Origin of the sequence: Mucilaginibacter sp. dw_454 (genome assembly GCF_018449775.1) — a bacterium.
Lineage (GTDB): Bacteria > Bacteroidota > Bacteroidia > Sphingobacteriales > Sphingobacteriaceae > Mucilaginibacter.
In genome coordinates this window covers 129351-152072 of the sequence record NZ_JAAVVB010000003.1, presented here as the reverse complement: position 1 = coordinate 152072, position 22722 = coordinate 129351, and the positions used below count along the sequence as shown (strand labels likewise).

Annotated in this window: 20 protein-coding genes; 6 read left to right on the top strand and 14 right to left on the bottom strand. The window is 43.6% G+C overall.

Annotated elements, in window-relative coordinates:
• Positions 1–2: 2 nt before the first annotated feature.
• From HB679_RS11125 to upp, 5 genes are all read right to left on the bottom strand, one after another.
• Positions 3–698 carry a YjjG family noncanonical pyrimidine nucleotidase gene (locus HB679_RS11125; protein WP_214072055.1) on the bottom strand — a complete coding sequence of 232 codons (696 nt, stop codon included), beginning with the start codon at positions 696–698 and terminating at the stop codon, positions 3–5.
• 68 nt (positions 699–766) lie between these two features.
• Complete coding sequence (locus HB679_RS11120) at positions 767–1117, bottom strand: hypothetical protein (RefSeq protein ID WP_214072054.1); 351 nt, start codon at positions 1115–1117, stop codon at positions 767–769.
• Positions 1118–1195: 78 nt separating this feature from the next.
• Entirely contained in the window at positions 1196–1399 is a 204-nt protein-coding gene (locus HB679_RS11115) for a helix-turn-helix transcriptional regulator (RefSeq protein WP_214072053.1), read from the bottom strand.
• 2 nt (positions 1400–1401) lie between these two features.
• A complete protein-coding gene (locus HB679_RS11110) occupies positions 1402–2388 on the bottom strand; it encodes a DUF2975 domain-containing protein (RefSeq protein WP_214072052.1) in 987 nt (328 codons plus the stop codon).
• Between the two features lie 188 nt (positions 2389–2576).
• A complete protein-coding gene (upp, locus tag HB679_RS11105) occupies positions 2577–3221 on the bottom strand; it encodes a uracil phosphoribosyltransferase (protein WP_214072051.1) in 645 nt (214 codons plus the stop codon).
• A 267-nt stretch (positions 3222–3488) separates the two neighbouring features.
• On the opposite strand from upp, the gene uvrB reads away from it, so the two are divergent.
• From uvrB to HB679_RS11085, 4 genes are all read left to right on the top strand, one after another.
• The gene (gene uvrB, locus HB679_RS11100; protein ID WP_214072050.1) at positions 3489–5516 is read left to right on the top strand and encodes an excinuclease ABC subunit UvrB; all 2028 of its coding nucleotides are present in this window, start codon (positions 3489–3491) and stop codon (positions 5514–5516) included.
• Between the two features lie 265 nt (positions 5517–5781).
• The gene (locus tag HB679_RS11095) at positions 5782–6042 is read left to right on the top strand and encodes a DUF4834 family protein (protein ID WP_214072049.1); all 261 of its coding nucleotides are present in this window, start codon (positions 5782–5784) and stop codon (positions 6040–6042) included.
• Positions 6043–6048: 6 nt separating this feature from the next.
• A complete protein-coding gene (locus HB679_RS11090; RefSeq protein WP_214072048.1) occupies positions 6049–6333 on the top strand; it encodes a hypothetical protein in 285 nt (94 codons plus the stop codon).
• Positions 6334–6415: 82 nt separating this feature from the next.
• Entirely contained in the window at positions 6416–8908 is a 2493-nt protein-coding gene (locus HB679_RS11085) for a YfhO family protein (protein WP_214072047.1), read from the top strand.
• A gap of 53 nt (positions 8909–8961) precedes the next feature.
• On the opposite strand, the gene HB679_RS11080 is transcribed toward HB679_RS11085, so the two are convergent.
• Together HB679_RS11080 and HB679_RS11075 are read right to left on the bottom strand one after the other, a co-directional pair.
• Positions 8962–9720 carry a glycosyltransferase family 2 protein gene (locus HB679_RS11080; protein WP_214072046.1) on the bottom strand — a complete coding sequence of 253 codons (759 nt, stop codon included), beginning with the start codon at positions 9718–9720 and terminating at the stop codon, positions 8962–8964.
• Positions 9721–10983, bottom strand: coding sequence for a glycosyltransferase family 4 protein (locus tag HB679_RS11075; protein WP_214072045.1), 1263 nt, complete (start codon positions 10981–10983; stop codon positions 9721–9723). It abuts the gene before it with no gap.
• A 310-nt stretch (positions 10984–11293) separates the two neighbouring features.
• On the opposite strand from HB679_RS11075, the gene HB679_RS11070 reads away from it, so the two are divergent.
• Both HB679_RS11070 and HB679_RS11065 read left to right on the top strand, forming a co-directional pair.
• On the top strand, positions 11294–11836 hold the full coding sequence (locus HB679_RS11070) for a serine acetyltransferase (protein ID WP_255547587.1): 543 nt from the start codon (positions 11294–11296) through the stop codon (positions 11834–11836).
• A 3-nt stretch (positions 11837–11839) separates the two neighbouring features.
• The gene (locus tag HB679_RS11065; RefSeq protein WP_214072044.1) at positions 11840–12586 is read left to right on the top strand and encodes a methyltransferase domain-containing protein; all 747 of its coding nucleotides are present in this window, start codon (positions 11840–11842) and stop codon (positions 12584–12586) included.
• A 126-nt stretch (positions 12587–12712) separates the two neighbouring features.
• Here the strand turns inward: HB679_RS11065 and HB679_RS11060 are convergent, their stop codons facing one another.
• The 7 genes from HB679_RS11060 to HB679_RS11030 form a co-directional block, all read right to left on the bottom strand.
• Complete coding sequence (locus HB679_RS11060) at positions 12713–13618, bottom strand: glycosyltransferase (protein WP_214072043.1); 906 nt, start codon at positions 13616–13618, stop codon at positions 12713–12715.
• 5 nt (positions 13619–13623) lie between these two features.
• A complete protein-coding gene (locus tag HB679_RS11055) occupies positions 13624–14397 on the bottom strand; it encodes a class I SAM-dependent methyltransferase (RefSeq protein ID WP_214072042.1) in 774 nt (257 codons plus the stop codon).
• 78 nt (positions 14398–14475) lie between these two features.
• Positions 14476–18450 carry a gliding motility-associated C-terminal domain-containing protein gene (locus HB679_RS20715; protein WP_214072041.1) on the bottom strand — a complete coding sequence of 1325 codons (3975 nt, stop codon included), beginning with the start codon at positions 18448–18450 and terminating at the stop codon, positions 14476–14478.
• 125 nt (positions 18451–18575) lie between these two features.
• The gene (locus HB679_RS11045; RefSeq protein WP_214072040.1) at positions 18576–20123 is read right to left on the bottom strand and encodes a polysaccharide biosynthesis C-terminal domain-containing protein; all 1548 of its coding nucleotides are present in this window, start codon (positions 20121–20123) and stop codon (positions 18576–18578) included.
• An 8-nt stretch (positions 20124–20131) separates the two neighbouring features.
• Positions 20132–20896: a TylF/MycF/NovP-related O-methyltransferase gene (locus HB679_RS11040; protein ID WP_214072039.1), complete on the bottom strand. Its 765-nt coding sequence runs from the start codon at positions 20894–20896 to the stop codon at positions 20132–20134.
• Positions 20889–22022 carry a glycosyltransferase gene (locus HB679_RS11035; protein WP_214072038.1) on the bottom strand — a complete coding sequence of 378 codons (1134 nt, stop codon included), beginning with the start codon at positions 22020–22022 and terminating at the stop codon, positions 20889–20891. Before HB679_RS11035 ends, HB679_RS11040 begins: the two co-directional genes overlap by 8 nt.
• A gap of 3 nt (positions 22023–22025) precedes the next feature.
• A complete protein-coding gene (locus HB679_RS11030; RefSeq protein WP_214072037.1) occupies positions 22026–22712 on the bottom strand; it encodes a class I SAM-dependent methyltransferase in 687 nt (228 codons plus the stop codon).
• Positions 22713–22722 lie beyond the last annotated feature (10 nt).

The following is a 22722-nucleotide window of genomic DNA, read 5'->3' as shown; positions in this document are numbered from 1 at the left end:
GCTTACAATAATAAAGTTAACTCTTTCAAGTCACTGATCTGAACTTTTACCTCATCAGGTTTCGGCGCGTTAAACGGATTAAAATAAATGGCATCCATCCCAAAATTCAGTGCGCCCAATACGTCCGCTTCCAGGCTGTCCCCTATCATCAAGCTTTGTTCTTTGGTGGTATCGGCCAGGTTAACGGCGTATTCAAATATCGCCTTGTCTGGTTTATTGACGCCGACGAGTTCGGAGATTATAATATGCGTAAAATATTTACCAATACCGGTGCCGTTAATCTTGGTATCCTGCGATTCTTTAAATCCGTTAGATATTAAATGCAGCTGATATTTACCCCGCAGGTACTCCAGCGTTTCATGCGCGTGAGGAAACAGGTTGGTTTTAGTGGGACACAATTGCACATATTCATCTTCAAAACCTGCCGGTATCACATCCGGATGTACGCCCAGGTCCAGGAAAGTTTGTTTAAAACGAGCCTCGCGCAACGCCTGCTTGGTAATATTACCTATGTGATATTCGCGCCAAAGACGGTGATTGTTTTGGGTGTACGTCTCGATAAAAACGTCTGCCGATGCTAAGCCAATATTACTTAAGCGGTGACTGATATATAACTCATGTAAGGCCTCTTCGGCATTTTTATCAAAATCCCAGATGGTATGGTCAAGGTCGAAAAAAATGTGTTGGTATTTGCTCATGAATGAGCAAAGGTAAAATTTATTTATATAGCGATGGGTTTAAAACCCATCGCTATAATAACTGGTTCTTATCTAAACGAATAAGCTATGCTGCCATTCTGGCTCATTGGTGCGCGTTTAGCTTTATTAAATTTCATATCCTTTACGGCATCCTCCACTTTATGTACAAAGGCTTTGTCCATTACAGTGGTATGCACCTTATTGGCTTCTGCCCAAATAACCTCCCCTTTGCGGTTAATTTTAAAGTCGACGGTTATTGTACCATAGGCATGGCCCAGTTTATTGATCCGGGCCTGCATGGTGATGCTTCTGCCGCTTGGAATGTGTACGCTTTCACGTTTTGGTAATTTATCAGCAAAAACGGTTACCGCACCTGCAATTAGCATTGCTGTTAAAAAAGCAGTGATTGATCTTTTCATAGTGTTATAAGTTATTATCGATATAACTCATTAACAGCGAGATTGTTTAGCGATACCGAATAGAATTTTAACAAACAATCAATCCACAAACTCCAGAATATCTCCGGGCTGGCAATTTAATATACGGCAAATGGCTTCCAGGGTCTCTAACCGCACTGCCTTAGCCTTACCTGTTTTAAGGATGGACAAATTGGCCATGGTGATGCCTACCTTTTCGCTAAGCTCTGTTAATGACATTTTGCGCTTAGCCATCATTACATCAAGGTTTACAATTATCGGCATGGTTAAACAGTTAGTTCTTGTTCCTCTTTTAAAGCTTTCCCTTGGCTGAATGCTCTGAAGAGTAGCAAAAATACAATTCCCGCGCTAAGCATTTGCCATGATTGGTTCCACACCTCCTTTTTCAGTACAATATCGTCAGTAAAGTAACTACTAAATATAAGGCGGGCTACAAAAGGAAGCACCATCATCAAAACGGGGAAACCAATCAAACTAAAACCGATAAGCCTTAACCGGTTCACGTTTTTTGCGGTGAAGGTCAGACCTTTTGAAATATCTATGATGAATTTTAAAAAAGAGGCTACCAGGTAGTAAAACCACCCACCAAATAAGGCGATTAAGCCGAACAGCAAACCGGAAACAAAATGCTTGGTACCTGATGAAACCGGGATGAGCATAACATTATCTTTACTATTATACCTGAATTTTACAGGGACATCTACCTGCTCAAGCGAATGATCGGTGCCATTACCTTTTTTCAGGACTTTATCTGACAGAAATTTACGCACATACGATTGGCTATGCTCAACATGAAATTGAGGAGCAAAATAAGGCCGCCCATAATCTTGAGATTTTAACTGCCAGGCAGGTAGTTTTATATAATATTGACGGGTTCCCGGGTCGGGCATAAACTTTCCGTGATCAAGCGGGCGGTACACTGTACAAGTGTCGCAAATCAAGCCGCCATCGGTTGCCAGGAACCAAGCAAACATGGGGCCGCCCTCATGGGGCCATACGCCATTTCTAAAAAGCCGTACTGCTTCTTTTTCCTGTTTTAAAGAATCATATTTCCTATAAGTAGTGCTGTCCGGTATTTCCTGATCGAAAGGCTTTAATAGAGAATATGAATAACCTTCATTTTTATTTAGATAACCAGTACCGGTAAATGATTTAGGCCCAAAGTAAAACGAAGCCCAGGTAAAAACCAACAAACCCACGAAAGCAATGATGACAATATTGACCAGAAGATTAGTGCTAAACTTAAATTTCATAACGTTGTGACAATTGGTTTCACAAGTATAGAAATTAATTGCAATACGATACAAATTTATTTTAAAACAATAAATAAATATCAAATATTAATAATCGTGTTATTCAGAGATCATCACGCTCGTACCTCGCTCACGATGACGTGACGGGCGCTATCAATCCGAAATCGAAAATCCGACATCCGAAATAACTAAGCTTTCTCTCCAAACGACAAATCTCCCGCATCACCCAGCCCCGGTACTATATAAGATTTGCTGGTCATTTCTTCATCCACTGCACAAACCCATATTTTGGCTTTTGGTAGATTAGCCTGTACATGTGCAATACCTTCTGTACTGGCAATTATAGCGGCGATGTGCAGATTGGTAATTTTATAGGTGGCTATTAATTCTTTACAGACGTCAACTATGCTTTGGCCGGTGGCCAGCATGGTGTCGCACAAAATAAACGTCTTGCCATCCAGGTTGGGGGTTGATATATGATCTACTTGTATAGTAAAAGCCCCCGAACGTTTAACCTTGCGACAGGCGGTTATAAACGCCGACTCGGCATCTTCAAAAAAATTTAAAAACCCCTGATGAAAAGGTAGCCCCGCCCGCAATATGGTACCCAGCACGGGCGTTTCTGCGGGTAGTTTTAGTGTACAGGTTCCCAATGGTGTTTGTATTTCTTCGGGGCTATATTTAAATGACTTACTGATCTCGTAAGCCAGAATTTCGCCAAGCTTTTCCTGGTTCCGTCTAAAACGCTGCTTATCCTGCTGCACGTTAATATCGCGCATTTGCGCTAAAAAACTATTAGCCACGGTATTGGTTTTATTCAGCACGAAGATCATAGTACAGGGGTTTAGAAGGTTTTAGTTTACTAACGTAAATTTATCATAATACAGATGATAAAAAATAGTTCTGTAGATGATATATTTTTTTCTGCTGACATAAGGTTGTCACAAGCAGGTACTTTTTTTGTTGTTGAGGTTTTACGTCGTACGTTTTAGGTGATACGTATAACAAAACCTATAATAATGCTATTGTAAAAGAAAACGTACAACGTACAACGTAAAACGTCATACGTACAACATAAAAAACAGGTATTTTTGTAAAACATGGATTTTAAATTAACCTCTCAATATAAACCCACCGGTGACCAGCCCGAAGCCATCCGTCAACTGGTTGAAGGCGTGAACGGCGGCGAAAATTATCAAACCCTGCTGGGTGTTACCGGCTCGGGCAAAACGTTTACGGTAGCCAATGTTATCCAGCAAACGCAGAAACCTACGCTGATTCTGAGCCACAATAAAACCCTTGCGGCGCAGCTCTATGGCGAGTTCAAACAGTTTTTCCCGGAAAACGCGGTTAACTACTTTGTATCCTACTACGATTACTATCAGCCGGAGGCTTTTATACCCACCACCAATACTTATATAGAAAAAGATCTGCAGATCAATGAGGAGATTGAAAAGCTGCGTTTGCGCACTACTTCGGCTTTGATGAGTGGCCGTAGGGATGTGATTGTGGTATCATCTATTTCCTGCATTTATGGTATGGGTAACCCGGAGGATTTTGCCAACTCGGTATTTAAGTTTGCGGTAGGTACCAGGATAAGCCGCAATGCATTTTTACACCGCTTGGTAGAGATATTATATTCGCGCACTACAGCCGATTTTAAACGCGGCACCTTTAGGGTTAAAGGCGATACCGTCGATATTTTCCCGGCTTATATGGACCACGCTTACCGTATTTCTTTTTTTGGCGATGACATTGAAGAGCTAAGCACGTTTGACATTGGCAGTGGCAAAACCGTAGAAAAGATGACGCATATGGTGCTTTATCCGGCTAACCTGTATGTGGCACCGCGCGAACGTTTCACGCAATCTATCTGGGCCATACAAGAGGAGCTGGAAACCCGCAAAAAGCAATTTATAGACGATGGCCGCTACCTGGAAGCTAAACGGCTGGAAGAGCGGGTAAACTACGACCTGGAAATGATCCGTGAGTTGGGTTATTGCTCGGGTATTGAAAATTACTCCCGCTTTTTTGATGGCCGTGCGCCGGGTGCCAGGCCGTTCTGTTTGCTGGATTATTTTCCGGATGATTATTTAATGGTGATAGACGAGAGCCACGTTACTGTTCCGCAGATCAGGGCCATGTACGGCGGTGACCGTTCCAGAAAGATCTCTTTGGTTGATTATGGTTTCCGCCTGCCTGCAGCTATGGATAACCGGCCCCTTAACTTTATGGAGTTTGAGCGCCTGGCACCACAAACTATCTATGTAAGCGCTACCCCTGCTGATTTTGAATTAGAAAAATCTGATGGTGTGGTGGTTGAGCAGGTGATACGCCCTACCGGTTTGCTTGATCCGTTAATAGAAGTGCGCCCGGTAATTAACCAGGTGGACGACCTTTTAGACGAAGTAGATAAAACCGTAAAAATGGGCGACCGTGTTTTAGTAACCACCCTAACCAAACGCATGTCTGAAGAGCTGGCAAAATATATGGACCGTTTGGGTATCAAATGCCGGTATATCCACTCGGAAGTTAAGACCCTGCAAAGGGTAGAGATACTGCGCGATCTGCGTTTAGGCGTGTTTGATGTATTGATAGGTATTAACTTGCTCCGTGAGGGCCTTGATTTACCTGAGGTTTCTTTAGTAGCAATTTTAGATGCCGATAAAGAAGGATTCCTGCGCAGCGAGCGTTCTCTGATACAAACTATAGGCCGCGCTGCGCGTAACGACCGTGGACGTGTAATTATGTATGCCGATAAGATTACCGACTCGATGGCGATCACGATGAGTGAAACATTGCGTCGTCGCGAAAAACAGATTGCATACAATGCAGAGCATGGCATTACGCCGATGACTGTTGGTAAAACCCGGGCAGAGATCATTGAGCAAACATCAGTAATGGATTTCCAGGGTGGCGTACAAAAAGCGTATGTAGAAGACGAGATAATGACTCTGGCTGCCGACCCGATTGTTCAATACATGTCAAAAGGCGACCTGAAAAAATCTATCGACAATACCAAGAAAGACATGCTTGCCGCAGCCAAGGATATGGACTTTTTACGTGCCGCCAAACTGCGCGACGAAATGTTTGCGCTAGAGAAAATGATGGAAGAGAAGTTTTCGTAAGTAAGGTAGCGCGCTGGGGCTGGCTGTCATGCTGAGGCACTCGAAGCATGAGGGCAAAGGCCAACTAAACGCCAGGCAGGCCATCGCTCACCCTTCGAGTGCCTCAGGGTGACAGCCTGATTTGAATTCAGTACAAATGACATTCCCCTGATGTAACAAGCATAGCAAAAGAGTGTCTTAAAACAAAAGCGCAAATCATAAGCAAACAATTTTGCCGTTATAATAATTATTATATTTGCAGCCGCTTTACAGCAAAGAAAATCAGATGGAAGAATTTATTCGTTTTATATTCATCGCAATTGCGATACTATACATTGTAAGAGCTATACTGCGCTGGGCAATACCCGCACTTTTTCAAAGCATGGTTAACAAGGCTCAGCAACAACAGCAGCAAACTAATTACAGCAACCGCCCTGAACAGCCAACCGGCCGTATCAAGGTTGATTATGTCCCTGAAAAAACCGACAAAAAAGGCCATTTTACAGACAAAGCCGGTGATTTTGTTGATTACGAAGAAGTAAAATAGTTAACCGTGGAACAACCTGGCCCATTATTTAACCGCAGACGCAGACACAACAATACGCCTAAATATGTATTGCTGATTATTGCCAATTACGTGGTTTGTTGCGCCTTATTTACACTTGATAACAAGTTTAACTGGTTCTTTTTCCTGACCATAATTTTATTAGCCGTTTATAATTACTTCAATATCCGCAGAAATATTGAAGAATATACCAGGCAGATAGTTATTGCCTATGGCCTAAGTATTTTAGGCATTATTATACTGCTTTTCGCTGCCCATACTCAGGGCGTATAAATCGTTTCAAACATATAATTCCTATTGTCAGGCAATTTTCTATTTTTGAGCATTAATAATTATATATTTTAAAAAACCTTAAATGAGCAACTGGTTTAAGCGCAATGGCATTCACTTTGCCATCATCGGAATTTTTTTAGTGATCTGTTTCCTGTATTTTACGCCTGCATTCCAGGGTAAAGTATTAGGCCAGGCCGACGTAACCGGTGCCCAGTCAACCACCACCGAAATTGATGCCTACAAAGCTAAAGATACTACTATACTCTGGACCAACCAGATCTTTGGCGGTATGCCTGCTTTCCAGCTTTGGGCTCCTTACAACCATAATATCACCACGCATGTTATCCATGCTATGAAAGCGGTATTCCCTAACCCAATTGATACTGTTTTATTGCTTTTATTAGGCACTTACTTCTTGTTCACAGTATTAAAACTGAATCCGTGGCTGGCTGCGGCCGGCGCTATCGCGTTTACGTTTTCATCATACAATATCATTTTATTGGTTGCCGGACACTCCAACCAGGCATCGGCTATTGCTTATTTTGCACCGTTACTGGCCAGTATTATACTTACGCTGCGCGGTAAGCACATTTTGGGCGGCTCGCTCACGGCTTTATTTTTGTCTCTGGAGATTCGCGCCAACCACGTGCAAATGACTTATTACTTCATGTTTGCAATTTTAATTTTAGCAGGCATTGAGCTTTACCATGCTATCAAAGCCAAAACGCTCAATAACTACCTAAAGTCATTAGCTTATTTGGGAGGTGCTTTAGTATTAGCCTTAATGGTAAATGCTTCAATACTTTGGAGCACCTATGATTATGGTAAAGACACCATTCGAGGTCAATCAAATTTATCGCAGCACACTACCGAGCCAAGCAGCGGCTTAGCTAAAGATTACGCCTACCAGTGGAGCCAGGGTGTAAGCGAGTGTTTAACATTCCTGGTACCAAATGCTTATGGTGGTGCAACCGGTGGCGGAGCCGAAGCGCTTGACCAAAATTCGGCCACCGCTAAAGTATTCAGCAGTGCTGGTCAGTCACAAGAGCAATCCGTGCAGTTTGCCAATCAAATTTCTGGCGGCTTCCCAGGCTTGACTATGTATTGGGGCGCCAAACCAAGCACCAGCGGTCCGTTTTATTTTGGGGCGGTGGTTTGCTTCTTGTTTATTTTTGGATTGGTTGTGGTAAGAAGCCGTTTAAAATGGTGGTTGTTAGGCACCGTGGTTTTGACCATGTTATTATCATTCGGTGGTAACTGGCCGGTAGTATCAGATCTATTCTTTAAATATTTCCCACTGTATAATAAATTCCGTACGGTAGAGTCTGTCCTGGCGGTTGCCGGTTTATGTTTCCCGATACTGGCCTTCCTGGCTGTTAAGGAAACACTGGAAGCTAACGACACTAAATATGTCACCAAAAAGCTTTTGCTGGCTTTTTACATCACAGGTGGCTTGTTGATAATTTTGATAGCGGTACCTGATCTGATATTAAGCTTTCATTCTGCCGATCAAGTCAACGGAACCCAAATGCTGGCTCAACAGCTGCATAATGACAATGCTATAGCAGCACAGATTTCGGCCGCTGTTGTTCAAGACCGTATCGGCCTGGAACGTGCCGATGCTATTCGCTCTTTGATATTTGTGATATTAGCCTTCGGTATTTTATTAGCGTTTCTGAAACATAAGATTACAGCAACTATAGTGTCTATAGGTTTATTGGTATTAATGCTGGCTGATTTTTGGCAGGTTGATAAACGCTATCTAAAAGACGAAAATTTTGCAGATAAGCAAGAAACAAACGCACCGCAACCACGCGAGGTTGATCAGTTTATCCAACGTGATAAAGATCCTGATTTCAGAGTCTTTGATACTTCCGAACCGCTAACCTATGACCTGCGCAATCCGTTCTTTCACAAATCATTCGGCGGGTATTCGGCAGCCAGGCTTAAACGCTACCAGGAGATCATTGACGGTCAGTTCACGAAGAGCATCAATCATGATGTTCTGGACATGATGAATGTGAAATACCTGATCACGTCTGATCCTAAAACACAAAGCGTAAATATGCAGGCTAATCCAACTGCATGCGGCCATGCCTGGTTTGTGCAAAATGTAAAATATGCGCAAAATGCCGACGAAGAGATGGCAGCCATTAGCAGCTTTAACCCCAAAGAAGAAGCTATAATTGACCAAAGATACAGAAGCCTGATCAACGAGAAGGAAGCGGTAATAGATACCAATAGCACCATAGATCTGGTAAATTACAACCCGGATCATATGACTTATAAGAGTCATTCAACCGCCACGCAAATAGCGGTGTTCTCTGAAGTTTATTATGATAAAGGCTGGAAAATGTACATTGACGGGCAAGAAACGCCTTATTTCCGTGCCGATTACATTTTACGTGCAGCGCAGATACCAGTGGGTAATCATACGATCGAATTTAAATTCCACCCCGTATCTTATTATGCCGGCGAGACCATCTCTCTGGCAGGATCAATATTATTGATCCTGGCGCTGGGCTTTGCAGGATATACGGAGAATAAAAAGAAACTAACTGAAAAAAAGCCTTAATAGCTAATTCATACTAACAAAAAAGGCGATCCAACGATGGATCGCCTTTTTTGTTAGTCATTAGTTCGGCGATGCTTGAGCCAGTACCAGCCCAGGTTAAAGGCAATAACCCCGTGGTCTAATAACGTTGGCAATAACCCATAATGCCGTTTCATAATATCAAAACGTTCCAATAAGCTTTGGCGATGTTTGTGTTTCGACATCCCTCCCACCTGATATTTAGCCACGTATTGATGTACGTTGACTATAATCTTTGCTTTTTTAGCGGCATCCAAGATCCAGTCGATATCGGCGCTTAGCTGATATTTAGGATCATACGATTTAACCAGCGAACGTTTGATATAAATAGCCTGGTGACTGATACTCATGCCGTATCTAAAATCGCGCCAGGTAAAGTTTTCAGGAGCCTGGTGGCGGCGGCGACCAAGGTTTTCTCCATTTGCGCCAATCATTTCGGTTTCGCCGTAATAGATATCAGCATCGGGCGCGGCAGCAAAAACGGAGCTAACTGTATCGGCTGAATAAAACTCGTCAGCCGAATTCATAAACAACACATAATCGCCGGTGGCGAGGGTAAGACCTTTATTCATGGCATCGTAAATGCCCTTGTCTTTTTCGCTGATTAGTTTCGCGATTTTGTCTTTATACTTTTCAATGATTTGCAGGGTGCCGTCAGTCGAGCCACCATCAACCACAACATATTCTATATGCGGATAGGTTTGTTTAAAAACCGACAATAGTGTACGCTCGATATCAACCGCGTTATTATAAACCACGGTGATTACGCTTAATATGGGCTGCCCGGCTTTCATTTAATTGCTTACAGAGTTATACAGATTGATGTATTGCTGCCCGACCTTTTCATTGGTGTAATTATCCAGCACCTTTTTTCGTGCTCTGGTAGCCAGTTCATCAGCAGGGCCATTCAATACCTCAGCTAAGCCCCTCGCCATGTCTGTAGCGTCTTTAAATGCCGCCAGGTAACCATTTTGTTCGTGGTCGATCATCTCTGGGATACCTCCGGTATTAAAGGCGACGACGGGCGTTCCGCAGGCCATGGCTTCCATAATGGTATTAGGCAGGTTATCTTCCAGTGACGGCGTTACAAATACGTCTGCCAGGCTGTAAATGTCCGCCAGTTCATCCTGGGATGTGATCAAATTCAACTCATGAACTTCAAAAGGCAATTCACTAACATCAAAATGCTTGTTTTTACCAAAGATCACTATCTCAATTTTTTGATCGCCTTGATATTGTTGTTTCAGGATCTTCAAAGCTTCAACAAGGTAGCTTATCCCCTTTCTTCGGTCATTAATATTGGCAGCACCGAACAAGATGATTTTAGCCTGCGGATCGATGTTCCGTTTTCGTCGGGCGGTTGGTTTATCCTTCGGCGAAAAGATATTGATGTCTATTGGATTAGGTATAGCCTCAATTCTGAAATTGTTGATCAATGAACTTTGTTTGGCTACACCCGCCAGCCATTGGCTACAAGTTACAAAGGTGACGTTTCTGGCATCAGCATACATGGCCGCTTTGCGCAGCCAGCCCTGGTGTGAAATGTCATTATCGTTCGGATCACACAGGAAAGGGCAGTTACCACATTCTCTTAGATAGCCGTCGCACGTGCCTGAGTAATGGCAGCCGCCGGTAAAGGTCCACATATCGTGCAGTGTCCATACAATGGGTTTTCCGGTGTTTATCAATTCCTTTAAATCGGCGACAGAAAGAAAACCTGAGTTTGTCCAATGCAGGTGGATAATATCTGTATCCTTAACTAATTGGTGATTTTTGATATTGATGCCTGCATTAGCCGTAGAGAATGCAAACCGCACAGATTTGTCCTTTTCATGAAAAAGTATAAAAGGTATCCGCTCGCGCATAAAATTGACTTTTGCAGCCAGGCGACTTAGGAATGTTGTTGCAATTCCTTCAACCCGCTCATCATTAGTCTTTTTATATTGGACCAGTAACCGTGCATCTGTTTTTTGCGATACCAATGCTTTCAGCAAGCGAAAACACGCGGCGGGGGCACCACCACCGGCATCAGCGGTATTGATGAGGGTTACTTTCATTATCACAAGTATACTAATAAAGGTTAAAGCTGAAAGCAGAAAGCTAAAAGTAATCTCTAAGATATTCGGCGTTCATGTCGGGAAGAAAGGAGGCACCTACGGAGCCCTAATCAATATTTCCTTTGTTCTATAAACACAAAGCTCCTATGGAGCTATACTCCTTTTCAATACTGACCCCAGCGGGGTCGCCTGTTTGTAGAAATCACACACAGGTGTGTTGGCTCCGTAAGTGCCTCCTGTAGCAACCGTACTTCAATGCAGAATCTGATTACTTGGTTCAATAGCTATACTATGCCGAAAATTTTTACTTTTGAGTATTAATCAATCAAACACCAAAGGTAAAGCGGGCATGAGTTACTTGTTTCAGGATTGGCATTCAAACCGCCGGAATTTTAAGGGGCAACTGGTGCTGTTTATGTTCAGGCTGGCATCGCTCATTAACCGTTCGATGATTGCCAAAGTCATATTTTACCCATACCTGCTGTTTTATCGCTACACGGTAGAGTGGGTTTGGGGGATAGAAATTCCGCGGAAAACCAAAATTGGCAAAGGGCTTTCATTATACCATGGCAACGCATTGGTAGTAAACCAGGGCGTAGTATTTGGCGATAACTGTTCGTTAAGAAACAGCATCACCATCGGCCACAAAAAACTGGCCGACGGCACATTTAGCCGCTGCCCGCGTTTGGGTAATGGGGTTGATGTTGGTGCTAACGTAGTAATTATTGGCGATATTGAAATTGGCGATAACGTAGTGATAGGTGCGGGTTCGGTAGTGACTAAAAGCATACCGGCTAACTGCACCGTAGTGGGCAACCCGGCAAGGATATTGGAGAAAAAAGAGACTTTATAATAAATGGATAATAATTTAACTGATCGTTCTTTTTGGAAGGCATTTTGGGAATCGAGGATAGGGCTGATATTTAACATTAAGCGCGATTATGTTTTTGGTAATATCCTGGGCAAATTAAAGGCTGACAGAGGGTATAAAACGGCTATTGAATTGGGGGGATTCCCCGGCTACTATGCCGTTTACCTGAAGAAATATGAGAACATGGATGTTACCTTGTTCGACTATTTTATCCATAAAGGCCTGATCAATGAGTTGTTAGAAGTTAATGGCCTGAAAGAAGGCGATGTCAACATCATTGAGGCCGACCTATTTGAATACAAGCCAATTCAACAGTATGATATCGTTTCATCGTTTGGATTGATAGAGCATTTTAAAGATACCAAGGCTATCATAGCAACACACTTGCCTTTCCTGAATACAGATGGTACTTTGTTTATTACCCTGCCCAATTTCAAAAGCATCAACGGCTGGGTACAGCGCAGTTTCGACCGCGAGAATTACGACAAGCACTATATAGAATGCATGGACCCTGCCCTGCTGGCCGGCATTTTTAAAGAGTTGGGCTTAAAGGATGTAGAAGCTTACTACCATGGTAGGTTCTCGATGTGGCTGGAAAACAAACCCGGCCAATCTGCGTTAGCAAAGGCTTTTGTAAAAACGCTTTGGTTTGCAGGGAAGATTGTTACTAAGATAGCTCCATTTGAGAGTAAGGCACTGTCGCCTTATATAGTGGTAAAGGGGACGAAATAGTTATTTATCTGCATATAAAAAGGGTGTCATGCTTAGGCTCTCGAAGCATGCGGGCTGGCCTAGCAAATGGACAGTCCGACGCTCACCCTTCGAGAGCCTCAGGGTGACACCCGCCTTTTTTGTTTACTATTTCTTAGCACGCCACTGCTTAAACGCCCTTACTACTCTCTCCAGCAAAGTGCCTTTACGTTTTTTCAGGAAATTACGGATAGCAACATGTGCCTGCTCGTTTTCCTTGATCTCGGCAGGAAAGTTTTTGATGGGCTTTTGAGCGATATCTACACCGTACATATCCTCTATGTTAGAATGTACGCCTGTGCCGTCATGCCCGATATTGTGAACCAGCGAATGTGCCGGGTTAAGCGCCAAACCGCCTTTTAAAAATATAGACGCATACCAGCGTATGGCCCATGAATTATTTTTGCCTGATTTAAACTCTTCCATCTGGCGCCAAAAGTTCATGGTGTATTCAATAGAAAAATCGTAACGCTGTTCAACGTCAAACTGATTCATCAATACATCAATATCTGGTTCAAAGTTTTTCCAGGCACGCGCCCAGGTTGCCCAACCCCAACTGGTGGCTATGCGGTAAAAGAAGCTCTCTGGCAGGTTTGTATTCTCTAGTGGATACATATAAGCGCCAACATGCATCACCGTATCATCAGTCTGATATTTAGTAAGCGCTTCGTTAAAATATTCGAGCGTATAGGGCGATGAAACCAGGTCATCCTCAAATACAATGATCTTCCCAAACTCGCTCACCAACTGGCTAACACCAATAATAATAGAATTAGCCAGGCCCAAATTTTCTTTGCGGCTAATTACCTTAACTTCTTTAAACCCGGTAACCTCTTTAGCCAGCTTGCGTACTTCTGCTACCTTTTCTTTATCCGCGTCAGTTTTTGGGCCGTCACAAAAAATAAAGAGATTACTATCGGCTGCCTGCTCGTTTTTTCGCAAATATTCAATCGTCCGACGCATGTGGTCGGGGCGGTTATAAACAAATAATGCTATTGGCGCCAGGTTTTGCATATCAATTAAAATATATCGGGTTGGCGTTCTGCCTTTTTACATAGCACAGTGTAATAGTTGGCAAATTTCTCTTCCGCTTTTTTTCCGAAGATAGATGCCGCCATTTTTTTTACGTTATGCTCTAAATCAATCTTAAAATTACTCAAAAAGTTGTCGGGTTTATGGAGTGTTTTAAAAGTATAAAACTTGGTTACTTCGGGCGCTATGGTATCTGTCAGATCCTTCACCACTTCAAGCCCTTCAGTCAACAATAAATATCTTAATGATGTAGGTGTATAAACGTTGATATGGCCATAAGCCAGGAAGTGTTTAATGCGCGCATCTACACCCGCACGGTAATCGCGCGGCACCTCAATTACTACCATTTTGGCAACACGTTTAAGCTCACGCAATAACAGGCGCTCATGCTCTACATGCTCTAAAACGTGGGTAAGAATAATCAGGTCCATACTTTCATCGCCGAATGGCAAATGATAACCGTCAAACTCCTGCACCGATTTAATACTCGGGATATTACGCTCCTTAATACGCTCTACGCCGCTTGCAGAAAGCTCGACCGCATGATATTCGGTAGCAAAATTTTTATCGGCCAGCAGCTTTAAAATCACACCATCGCCGGCGCCAACCTCTAATACCTTATTAAAAGTATAGCCTTTGCAAACTTCTACAATATGCTCAACCTTATATTTAGCACCCAGCATGCGCCATGTTTCATCATTATTTTCATAATAATTATCATACGCTGTTTTTAAGTTTTCGCTGCTGTTAACTTCCTGCATTTTTGTTTTTATGGTGATTTTAGCCTGCGGTAAAATTAAGATATAATTACCAATTAGGGCGGCTCAAAGCGTTAAATATTACTTCACCAGAGCTACCCAGCCCGATAGCAGTTTAAAGCCATCTTTCAGATCTATCACATAATAATAGGTACCAAAAGGCATAGGCTTGCCATTAAAGGTACCATCCCAGGGCTTTGAATAGCCTATGCTTCTAAATAGCTGCATTCCGTCGCGGTTAAAAATAGTAGTTACGCTGCGCGGATAGGTGCTCAAACCAACTATTTCCCAGGTATCGTTTTTGCCATCGTTATTAGGTGTAAATGCTGTGGGAACAGTTACCTTCTCATAAACCTCCAGGTGCACATCGTCTGTTATGATGTTGCAGCCATAGTTGGTAATGGCGGTAAGGGTATAAGTAATGCTTGCGGGGGGTGTGGCCTTGGGGTTAAGTATGGTAGGATCATCCAGATAAGTAGCAGGCGACCAACTGTACTGAACGTTATTACCTGTTACTTTTCCGTTAAGCTGCGCAGTTTCTCCCCTAAATATTTTTTGGTCAGGGCCGGCGTCAACAACGGGCTTGGGTATTACAATAACTTTAACAGAGGCATTGACGCTACAACCGCCGTTAGAAACAGCTACCTGGTAGGTAGTTGTTGCATCTGGCGACGCTACGGGCGATGCCACATTCGCAGACGATAAGCCTTGGGCCGGGCTCCATTTGTAGTTGGCACCGCCCGATGCGGTTAACGTAGTGGTACTGCCCGCACAAAGTGTAACGCTGTCTGAAATAGCGACTACCGGGGTTTTAAAAACCTGGATAGCCAGTGCCCGGGTAACCGATGGAGTATTACAAACACTTGTTGTTACCGAACGGCGATAATAAACCGTAGAAGTGCCTGGCGGAGGATCATAGTTGGGATATATTGCCGGACCATTATTGGGGTCTATGATGTCTGTATAGGTGATATTATCCGGCGAGCTTTGCCATTGATAATGCACCCCATTGCCGGTTACTTCTGACCCATAAATAACCCCAGCGTCGCCTGCATCACAAAACATGGTATCTCTCGGAGATGTGATCGTATTGGCGGTTGCAGTTGGCGATACATGTATACTGATAATATTGCTATACAACGGCGCAACGCAATTGTCACTTAATATTACCGCCGCTCGACGGTAAAACGTGCTCCGGGTGATTTGAGGCGGATCATAATCTTGTGTAATTACACCAGTAATATTGGTAAAATTGATACTATCCGGTGAAATTTGCCATTGATAGGTAAAGCCTGTGCCTTGAGCTGTGCTACCGGTAATGGGCTTAGGATCTGCCGGGATGGAGCAAATTATCGCATCATCAGTCACCGGCTGAAAAATAGTATTGTTTGATACATTAGCTACCGCCACGTTAGCCGCAATTACATTACTTAAATCGGGCGTGGCACAGGTGCTGTTATCTGAATAAGTAACCACCCTCCGGTAATAAGTAGTTTGGGTAATTTTTTTTGGATCATAGTCTTTACGGGTTTCCCCACCAATATCCGCATAATGGACATTATCTGTTGATTGCTGCCATTGATAAAAGAAATTGGCGGTGCCGCTACCGCCGCCAGGTAGCTGACCGATTATCATAGAGGGGTCCGCATTTGCAAGGCACAATACGCCATCCGGTGTAGCCTGGGCTATGGTATTATTAGTAACCTTAATTAGTGGTTTAATAGTGACAATTATCGGGTTCGAGTTCAATCCGGGGTCGCCGGTATAACACGGGCCTGATAAAACCTCGCGCTTAAAATATGTTGTTTGGGTTATTATTCCCGGCACGTAATCGGCCTTTTTAGCAGCAGGCCCCGGTATATCTTCAAAATCATTTGTAGTCGTCGATTTCCATTGATAAGTGTAAACGCCGGTACCGCCGGTAGGCGTTTTGTCACCTGTTAAAGTGCCGGGGTCTCCCGAACCACAAAAATCGGTTGTACCCGTAGCATGGATAGTAACATCATTCAAACGGGGAAGTGCCGGAAACGTTACTACCGGGCTTATAGACGGCGTGTTGCAGCCGGGTGTCGTAACCAGTCGTCTTACATAAAATGTAAAAAGATAACTTATTGCACCAAGGTTTTGAGAGGTTGGCGTAGTAATTGGCCCTTCCACTATATCCGTCCAATCAATCTTATTTCTAGATGTCTGCCATAAGTAGGTGTAATTGCCTCCACCCCCGGTGGGCAAACTAGCAGTCAGGTTTGTTGAACCTGCCCCGCCGCAACCCTCGGTAATACCACTTGCGTCGATTATATTATTTTGTACCGGGCCATTTACCGAAGGCCCTACCTGTAATACGCTGCTTATTGAGGGGGTAGCACAGCCAGAGAACACTTTTCTGATATAATATACCAGGCTATTACCAGCCGGCGCGGGATAATCTTTGTCGTATACACCTATGTCTATAAAAGTCATCCCATCGGTAGACCGCTGCCACTCATAACTGTAAGTACCTGCCCCTCCCGTTGGCGTACTACCCATAAGTATTAAAGGGCCTGCGGGGGCACCGGGGCAGTTTTGCGGGTTGCCAATTGCGTTGTTTGCTATTGGGCTAACCAGCGTATACCTTACCAAAAACATATCCTCGCTGCTACTCTGTGCCTGTTCATTAAATAGTGTGCAGCTTGCTCCGCTAAAATTAGTACTACCGCAAAAAGCGCCGGTAAGCATAACATCACCGTTGGTGGTAACCGCCATACCATTGGATTGAGTGTTAGTACAAGTACCATTACCAAAATTCACAGCATCCCTATACTCGCCGGTACTTGCCGTGTATTTGGCTAAAAATATATCCTTTTGTCCGTTATAAGTTAGGTAGTTGCTATTTGATCCGGTATCAAAATTGGCGGCACCGGTAAAATAGCCCGATAAATATAAAGTTTGATTATCCGGGCTTACGCCCAAAGCCGTACCAGTCAGGGTTGCACCCACACCGCCTATGCTTTTATGCCAGCGTAATGTACCGTCTGCGTAATATTGAGCCATAAAAACGGCTCTATTACCAACTCCCGTCAAATTATCACCCGTAGCAAAAGTTATCTGCCCATTGTAAGCCCCACAAATGTAAATGCTATTTGAACCATCTATGGCTAAATTGATATTATTATTGTTTTGGAAATTGTTTGCAACAGTTTTTACCCAGTTTAAAATCCCGGCAGAAGTATATTGCGCCAGGTACATTGAATGCGCATTGCTTACAAGATTGGCTGTGCCCAGCGGATTAAAATCTATAGGGCCATTGATATAACCAATCACATCCACATTACCGTTTTTATCGACAACTACGCCCGATACGGTATTATCAAACGCGTTACCGGCATAGCCCAAATCAACTCCAAAAACCACATTGCCGGCGGCATCATATTTAACCAGCATACCATCTGTAGTGCCTTTAGCAGTATAAGGCGTGCCGCCGCCAGTAAGAACAACTGTACCTTGAAACTGCATGGCTACATACAAGTTTCCTGTTCCATCGCTCGCTACTTTATTGCCAATATCCTCGCCGGTATCGCCAATTGATTTTGCCCATAAAAAACCGCCGTTGTTATTTAGGTGAATGACAAAAGCATCATTGCCCCCGGCAGAATTTATACTCTGAATTCCTAAACCCGGGTTTGCGTCCATGGTGCCGGTATATTTGCCTGTTAGGGTGATAGATCCATCAGGGCTAAGCGTTATTCCATTTGGCACAACGCTGGCTCCGGCAAGCGGGTATACCCATGCCAGCGTTCCGTCGGCCTGGTACTTCGCTATAAAACCTGCACTAGCACCCGAAGGTGCGGTGATACTGTTAATCCCCGTCGACGGATCAAAATCTACCGTGCCGCTAAAACTGCCAGTTACGAAACTATTACCTGATGCATCAACCTGCACGGCCGTTGCGTTGGCACTACCGGCACTGCTTCCAATATCGTCAAACCATTGGGGCGAAGAATATGGCGGCGCATTTTGGCAAAAGGCAGCTAATGGCAAAATAGCCAGACAGCAAACTATCAGCAAAATTGTTCTCACGCAGGATGTCACAGGTTACAATTGAGACGAGAAAGTTACAAAAAACTATTCAACAAAGCCATAGCGTATCCCTAATGCCGACTTTTACGTCTGTATTTATATTTAACAAATTAACTTATTGTAAATTACTTTACAAGACTAAAAATCTTTTTCAAGGTAGCGTCAACCTTGTCATTAATATCGGTGGATATTTTGAAGAGATAGGCCAATAGGCCATAAGCCAGTGCGGTGACGCAACTGCGTACGGCAATATCAAGCAGCACATTAGGCATGCGCCAAAAGTAATGGCCCGTAGCCCAGCCCACCACCGCGACAACAAGTACCAGTAAGTGTTTGTAATTAAAGGGCTGCATTTTAAAACGATACTTGATATAGAACCAGGTAGCAAAGTTTATGCCGATGGTAGTAAGCAGATAGGATATTGCAGCGCCCATACCGTAGTATTTGGGGATAAGAATATAATTCAATCCCACACAAAATACTACCGCGAATATGACCAACCCTGTAATCAGCTTGTATTTATGCGATGTAGTAATGATGTAAGTATTTAACCCACCGGTAATATCCACCAAAAAGCCCAGACCGATCACTATAAAGAGGCTGAAATATTTAGGATCAGTAAACTCTTTGTTGCGGGCTATGGCATATAGATTTTCCCGATTTACGATGATGCCAACAAACAACAGGCAGCCCACTACCATTTGTATGATGGATGTTTTGTAATAAACCTCCATGATGTTGGCGCGGTTGTCGGCTTTCCAGGCGTCGGCAACTATGGCGTAGGTGGTACGGCTTAGTGCCTGGGCCGGTACACTGATGACGATAGCGATGTTAAAATACCAGCTGTAAACGCCCTGTATGTCATCGCCTACTATAGAGCTTAGCATCAGTGTATCTACTTTCTGCAGCAGTACGTAGATAGCGCTGGATACCAAAGTGAAAATACCGAAACCCAATATCTCCCGCTTATTGATATTCTTAAAACTGCTGCCATCCAGTTTATAAGAAAAGTTTTTTGTGGCGATAATGCTGATGAGCAACAATAGCGATATCACCCCGTTACTGGCGATGTATAAGAATATAAAATCTTCGAAATTGATCCACTTTAACGCGATCATGATCAACAGCGCAGTAGTAAGCAGGCGCAGCAATACATTTTGCAAGAAATTGGAGTAAATGGTTTGGTAAATGATGCGCCCGGTCATCTCCAGATAATTGAAGGCCAGCACAAAAAACGATAACGGGATAAGATAATAGTAATACTCTACTAAAAAAGGGACCGCTCTTGCCGTACCTGAGCTTTTAAAACGCGATAACCCCACCACATGATCTGTATGGGCATACATCGAAGTGATTAAAGGCTTGAAGACAATAAATAGCGCCGTGGCGGCAATAAAGCCCAGCAAAACCAAACCCGCCGACCAATGCATAAAACCATTATGTTTTTTATCGTCGGTACGGTAATGGGGGAAATATTTGGCCAGGATACTGGGTACGCCCATAGAAGCTACCAGGGCATAAAGCACAGATATACTGATAATGAGGTTATAAAAACCGTACTCAGAAGCATTAACAAAAAAAGGAAAAAGCAGGACGGTATTGATGTACGCTATTACCATACCGCCGTATGATACTAGCGTATTTTTATAGGCTTGCTTTTTTACTATTCCCATTTACAGTATTAATATTTTATACCGATGCGGCCGGTATAATCAATACGATTTAGCAATAACGGTAATTTCTGAGATTCGATATATTCATCCACCGCTTTGCGGGCGCCTTCCCAGTGGCCGTAATCGTCAATAATGATCACGCCGCCCGGTACCAATAGCGGGTACAAATGCTCCAGCTCATGCGCGGTCGACTCATAGAAGTCGGTATCTAAACGCAGCAAGGCTATTTTGCCCGGCAATGTTTGCGGAATGCTGTCTTCAACTTTGCCTTTTACAAAGTGTATTTTTTCTGCGGGATATTTCAATGTGCCTACGTTACGTTGCACTTCCTCAATGGCCGAATAGCACCAAACCGAGGTTGGGTCTTCACGGTCAGTAGTTTCCATTAATACGTCAGCGCCGGTACCGGTAAACACCTTGTCAATCTCGGTTGGCTCTGACATACCTTCATAGGTGTCATATAAGTAGATCTCGCGGCTTTTGTCGCCGTTTTTAAGCAAGGTATCAATAGCTGCCATAGTGCTGCCGCCGCGCCATACGCCGCATTCCACGAAATCGCCTTCAATTTTATTTTTAACCAGGTAGTTCACCGCATTAACTAATGAGGCTATACGCTCGGGCGTAGTCATGGTATATGGCTTTACCTTTTTGTAAGTTTCAACAGTTGCTGCATCAAAATCAGCCGGCAGGCCGTCAACCACTAATCTTTCGTCGGGCTTTACAATGTCGTAACCAAATCTTTGTGCCAGGCCACGTACGGTTTTTCTAATCATGTTTTTTATTAACTATTGCTTGTTTAAGCAGTTTTGTAATGGTACGTATTCTACTCTGAATATCGTAATTTTCGCGAATATATGTCGCTTCTTTAGCACCCAAAGTTACCGCCAAATTTACATCAGCGGCAATCAATTTCATATAGCGGGCCATGCCTTCAATATCATGCTCTGGTACCAGGTAGCCGGTTTCGCCGTTAACTACTGCTTCTTTGATACCGGTATGCAAAGTGCTCACTATAGCAAGGCCGGACGATCCGGCTTCGAGAATAGTTACCGGAGTGCCTTCTTTGTCGCCATCCTTAGCCGTAACAGAGTGCTGCACAAAACAACGGCTCTCGCCAAGCAGTTCTTTTATCTGACTTTGGTTTTGAGCGCCCAGCAACGTCACACTTTCTGCTAACTGTAATTGGCTCACCAATGCTTTTGTCTCGTCAAACAGTGGTCCCACACCTACCATTTTAAGCGTAGCTTCCGGAAATTCGTCAACGACCAACTTAAATGCTTTTACTACCGATGTTGGTGATTTCTTTTCGACAAATCGCCCCACAGATAAAAATGTACGGCCCGTTTTAGAAATATCCAGCTGGGGGAAAGCATCCGGATCTATACCGCAAGAGGCATTGGTTATTTTCTTAGCCGGCGCGCCTAACTCTATTAACGCTTTAGCCATATCGCCCGAAACGGCAATTAACGCACTGGCGTAAGCAAAAGATTTTTTGTACAGATCAAGGTATCGCTTAATAGTTTCGGTGTGATGTACATCGGCACCATGATAATGTATCACCAACGGCACATCGGCTAGCTGGCAGGCTTCTGTAACCGAGGCGCCAACCATGCCATACTCAGCAAACACCACATCAATGTTATTTGCTGTTAAATATTTAGCCAACGCACGTGTGCGCACGCCAATGTTTATTTTATTAAAAAGCTTTTTCTGTATCAGGTAGCTAAGCAGCCCAAAGGGTGAGCGGATAAGATATTTACCCTCATCATCAAAAACCGGAAAAACACCGCCATACAGCACTTTTTTGTTACCGGGCAGGCGCTCAATATGCTCCCGAACGAATGTTTCTGAAACGGTTTCTTTATTGGGTTTAATGATGCAGAGATTGAATTGCTCCATTAATTATTTCAGCGGTTTTTGAGCTAGAACTATATAGAGAGAGGCATCCCTGTCGCGCTGCGGCTGCGAGTTGATCTTGTTAAACAAAATGATCTTTACCTGCATGATAAACGCAAACGGCGGACGCAAAAATTTAGGCAGTTTATTGATGATAGCATCCTGCAATAACTGCAAACCACTTGCTGCCAAACCCATTATCCCAAAAAATGATGTCACTATAAAACTTTCATCTTCTACGGTTTTACGCAGGCCGGCACTTGTCCAGCGCCAGTAATCATTTGGTGTTGGGTGATAATACCAGTAACCATGCGTAGTTAAGATAATAGAACCACCCGGTTTCAAAATACGCAGGGCTTCCTGCAAATAACCCGAAGGTGTATCTACGTGCTCCAATACCTGATTGGAGAGAATGATATCACAGTAATTATCGGGCAGTGTAGTTTTGCTGTCGAAACCTATATGATGATCGGCTTTCGGGTTCATTTCCAGATCGACACCCAGATAGGTGCCCACATGCGGCTCAATAACCGACCGGTATGGCATATCGCCACAGCCAAAATCAACCAGTAATAACTCTTTATTACCAGCGGTTAGCTCTTCAATTTTTTGAATGGTGGCATCTCTTAATTGAGTTAGATGCACATATCTTGGATGAAATATATTGGGGTTTAGCCGGTCATTAGCTTTCATGCGGCTAATT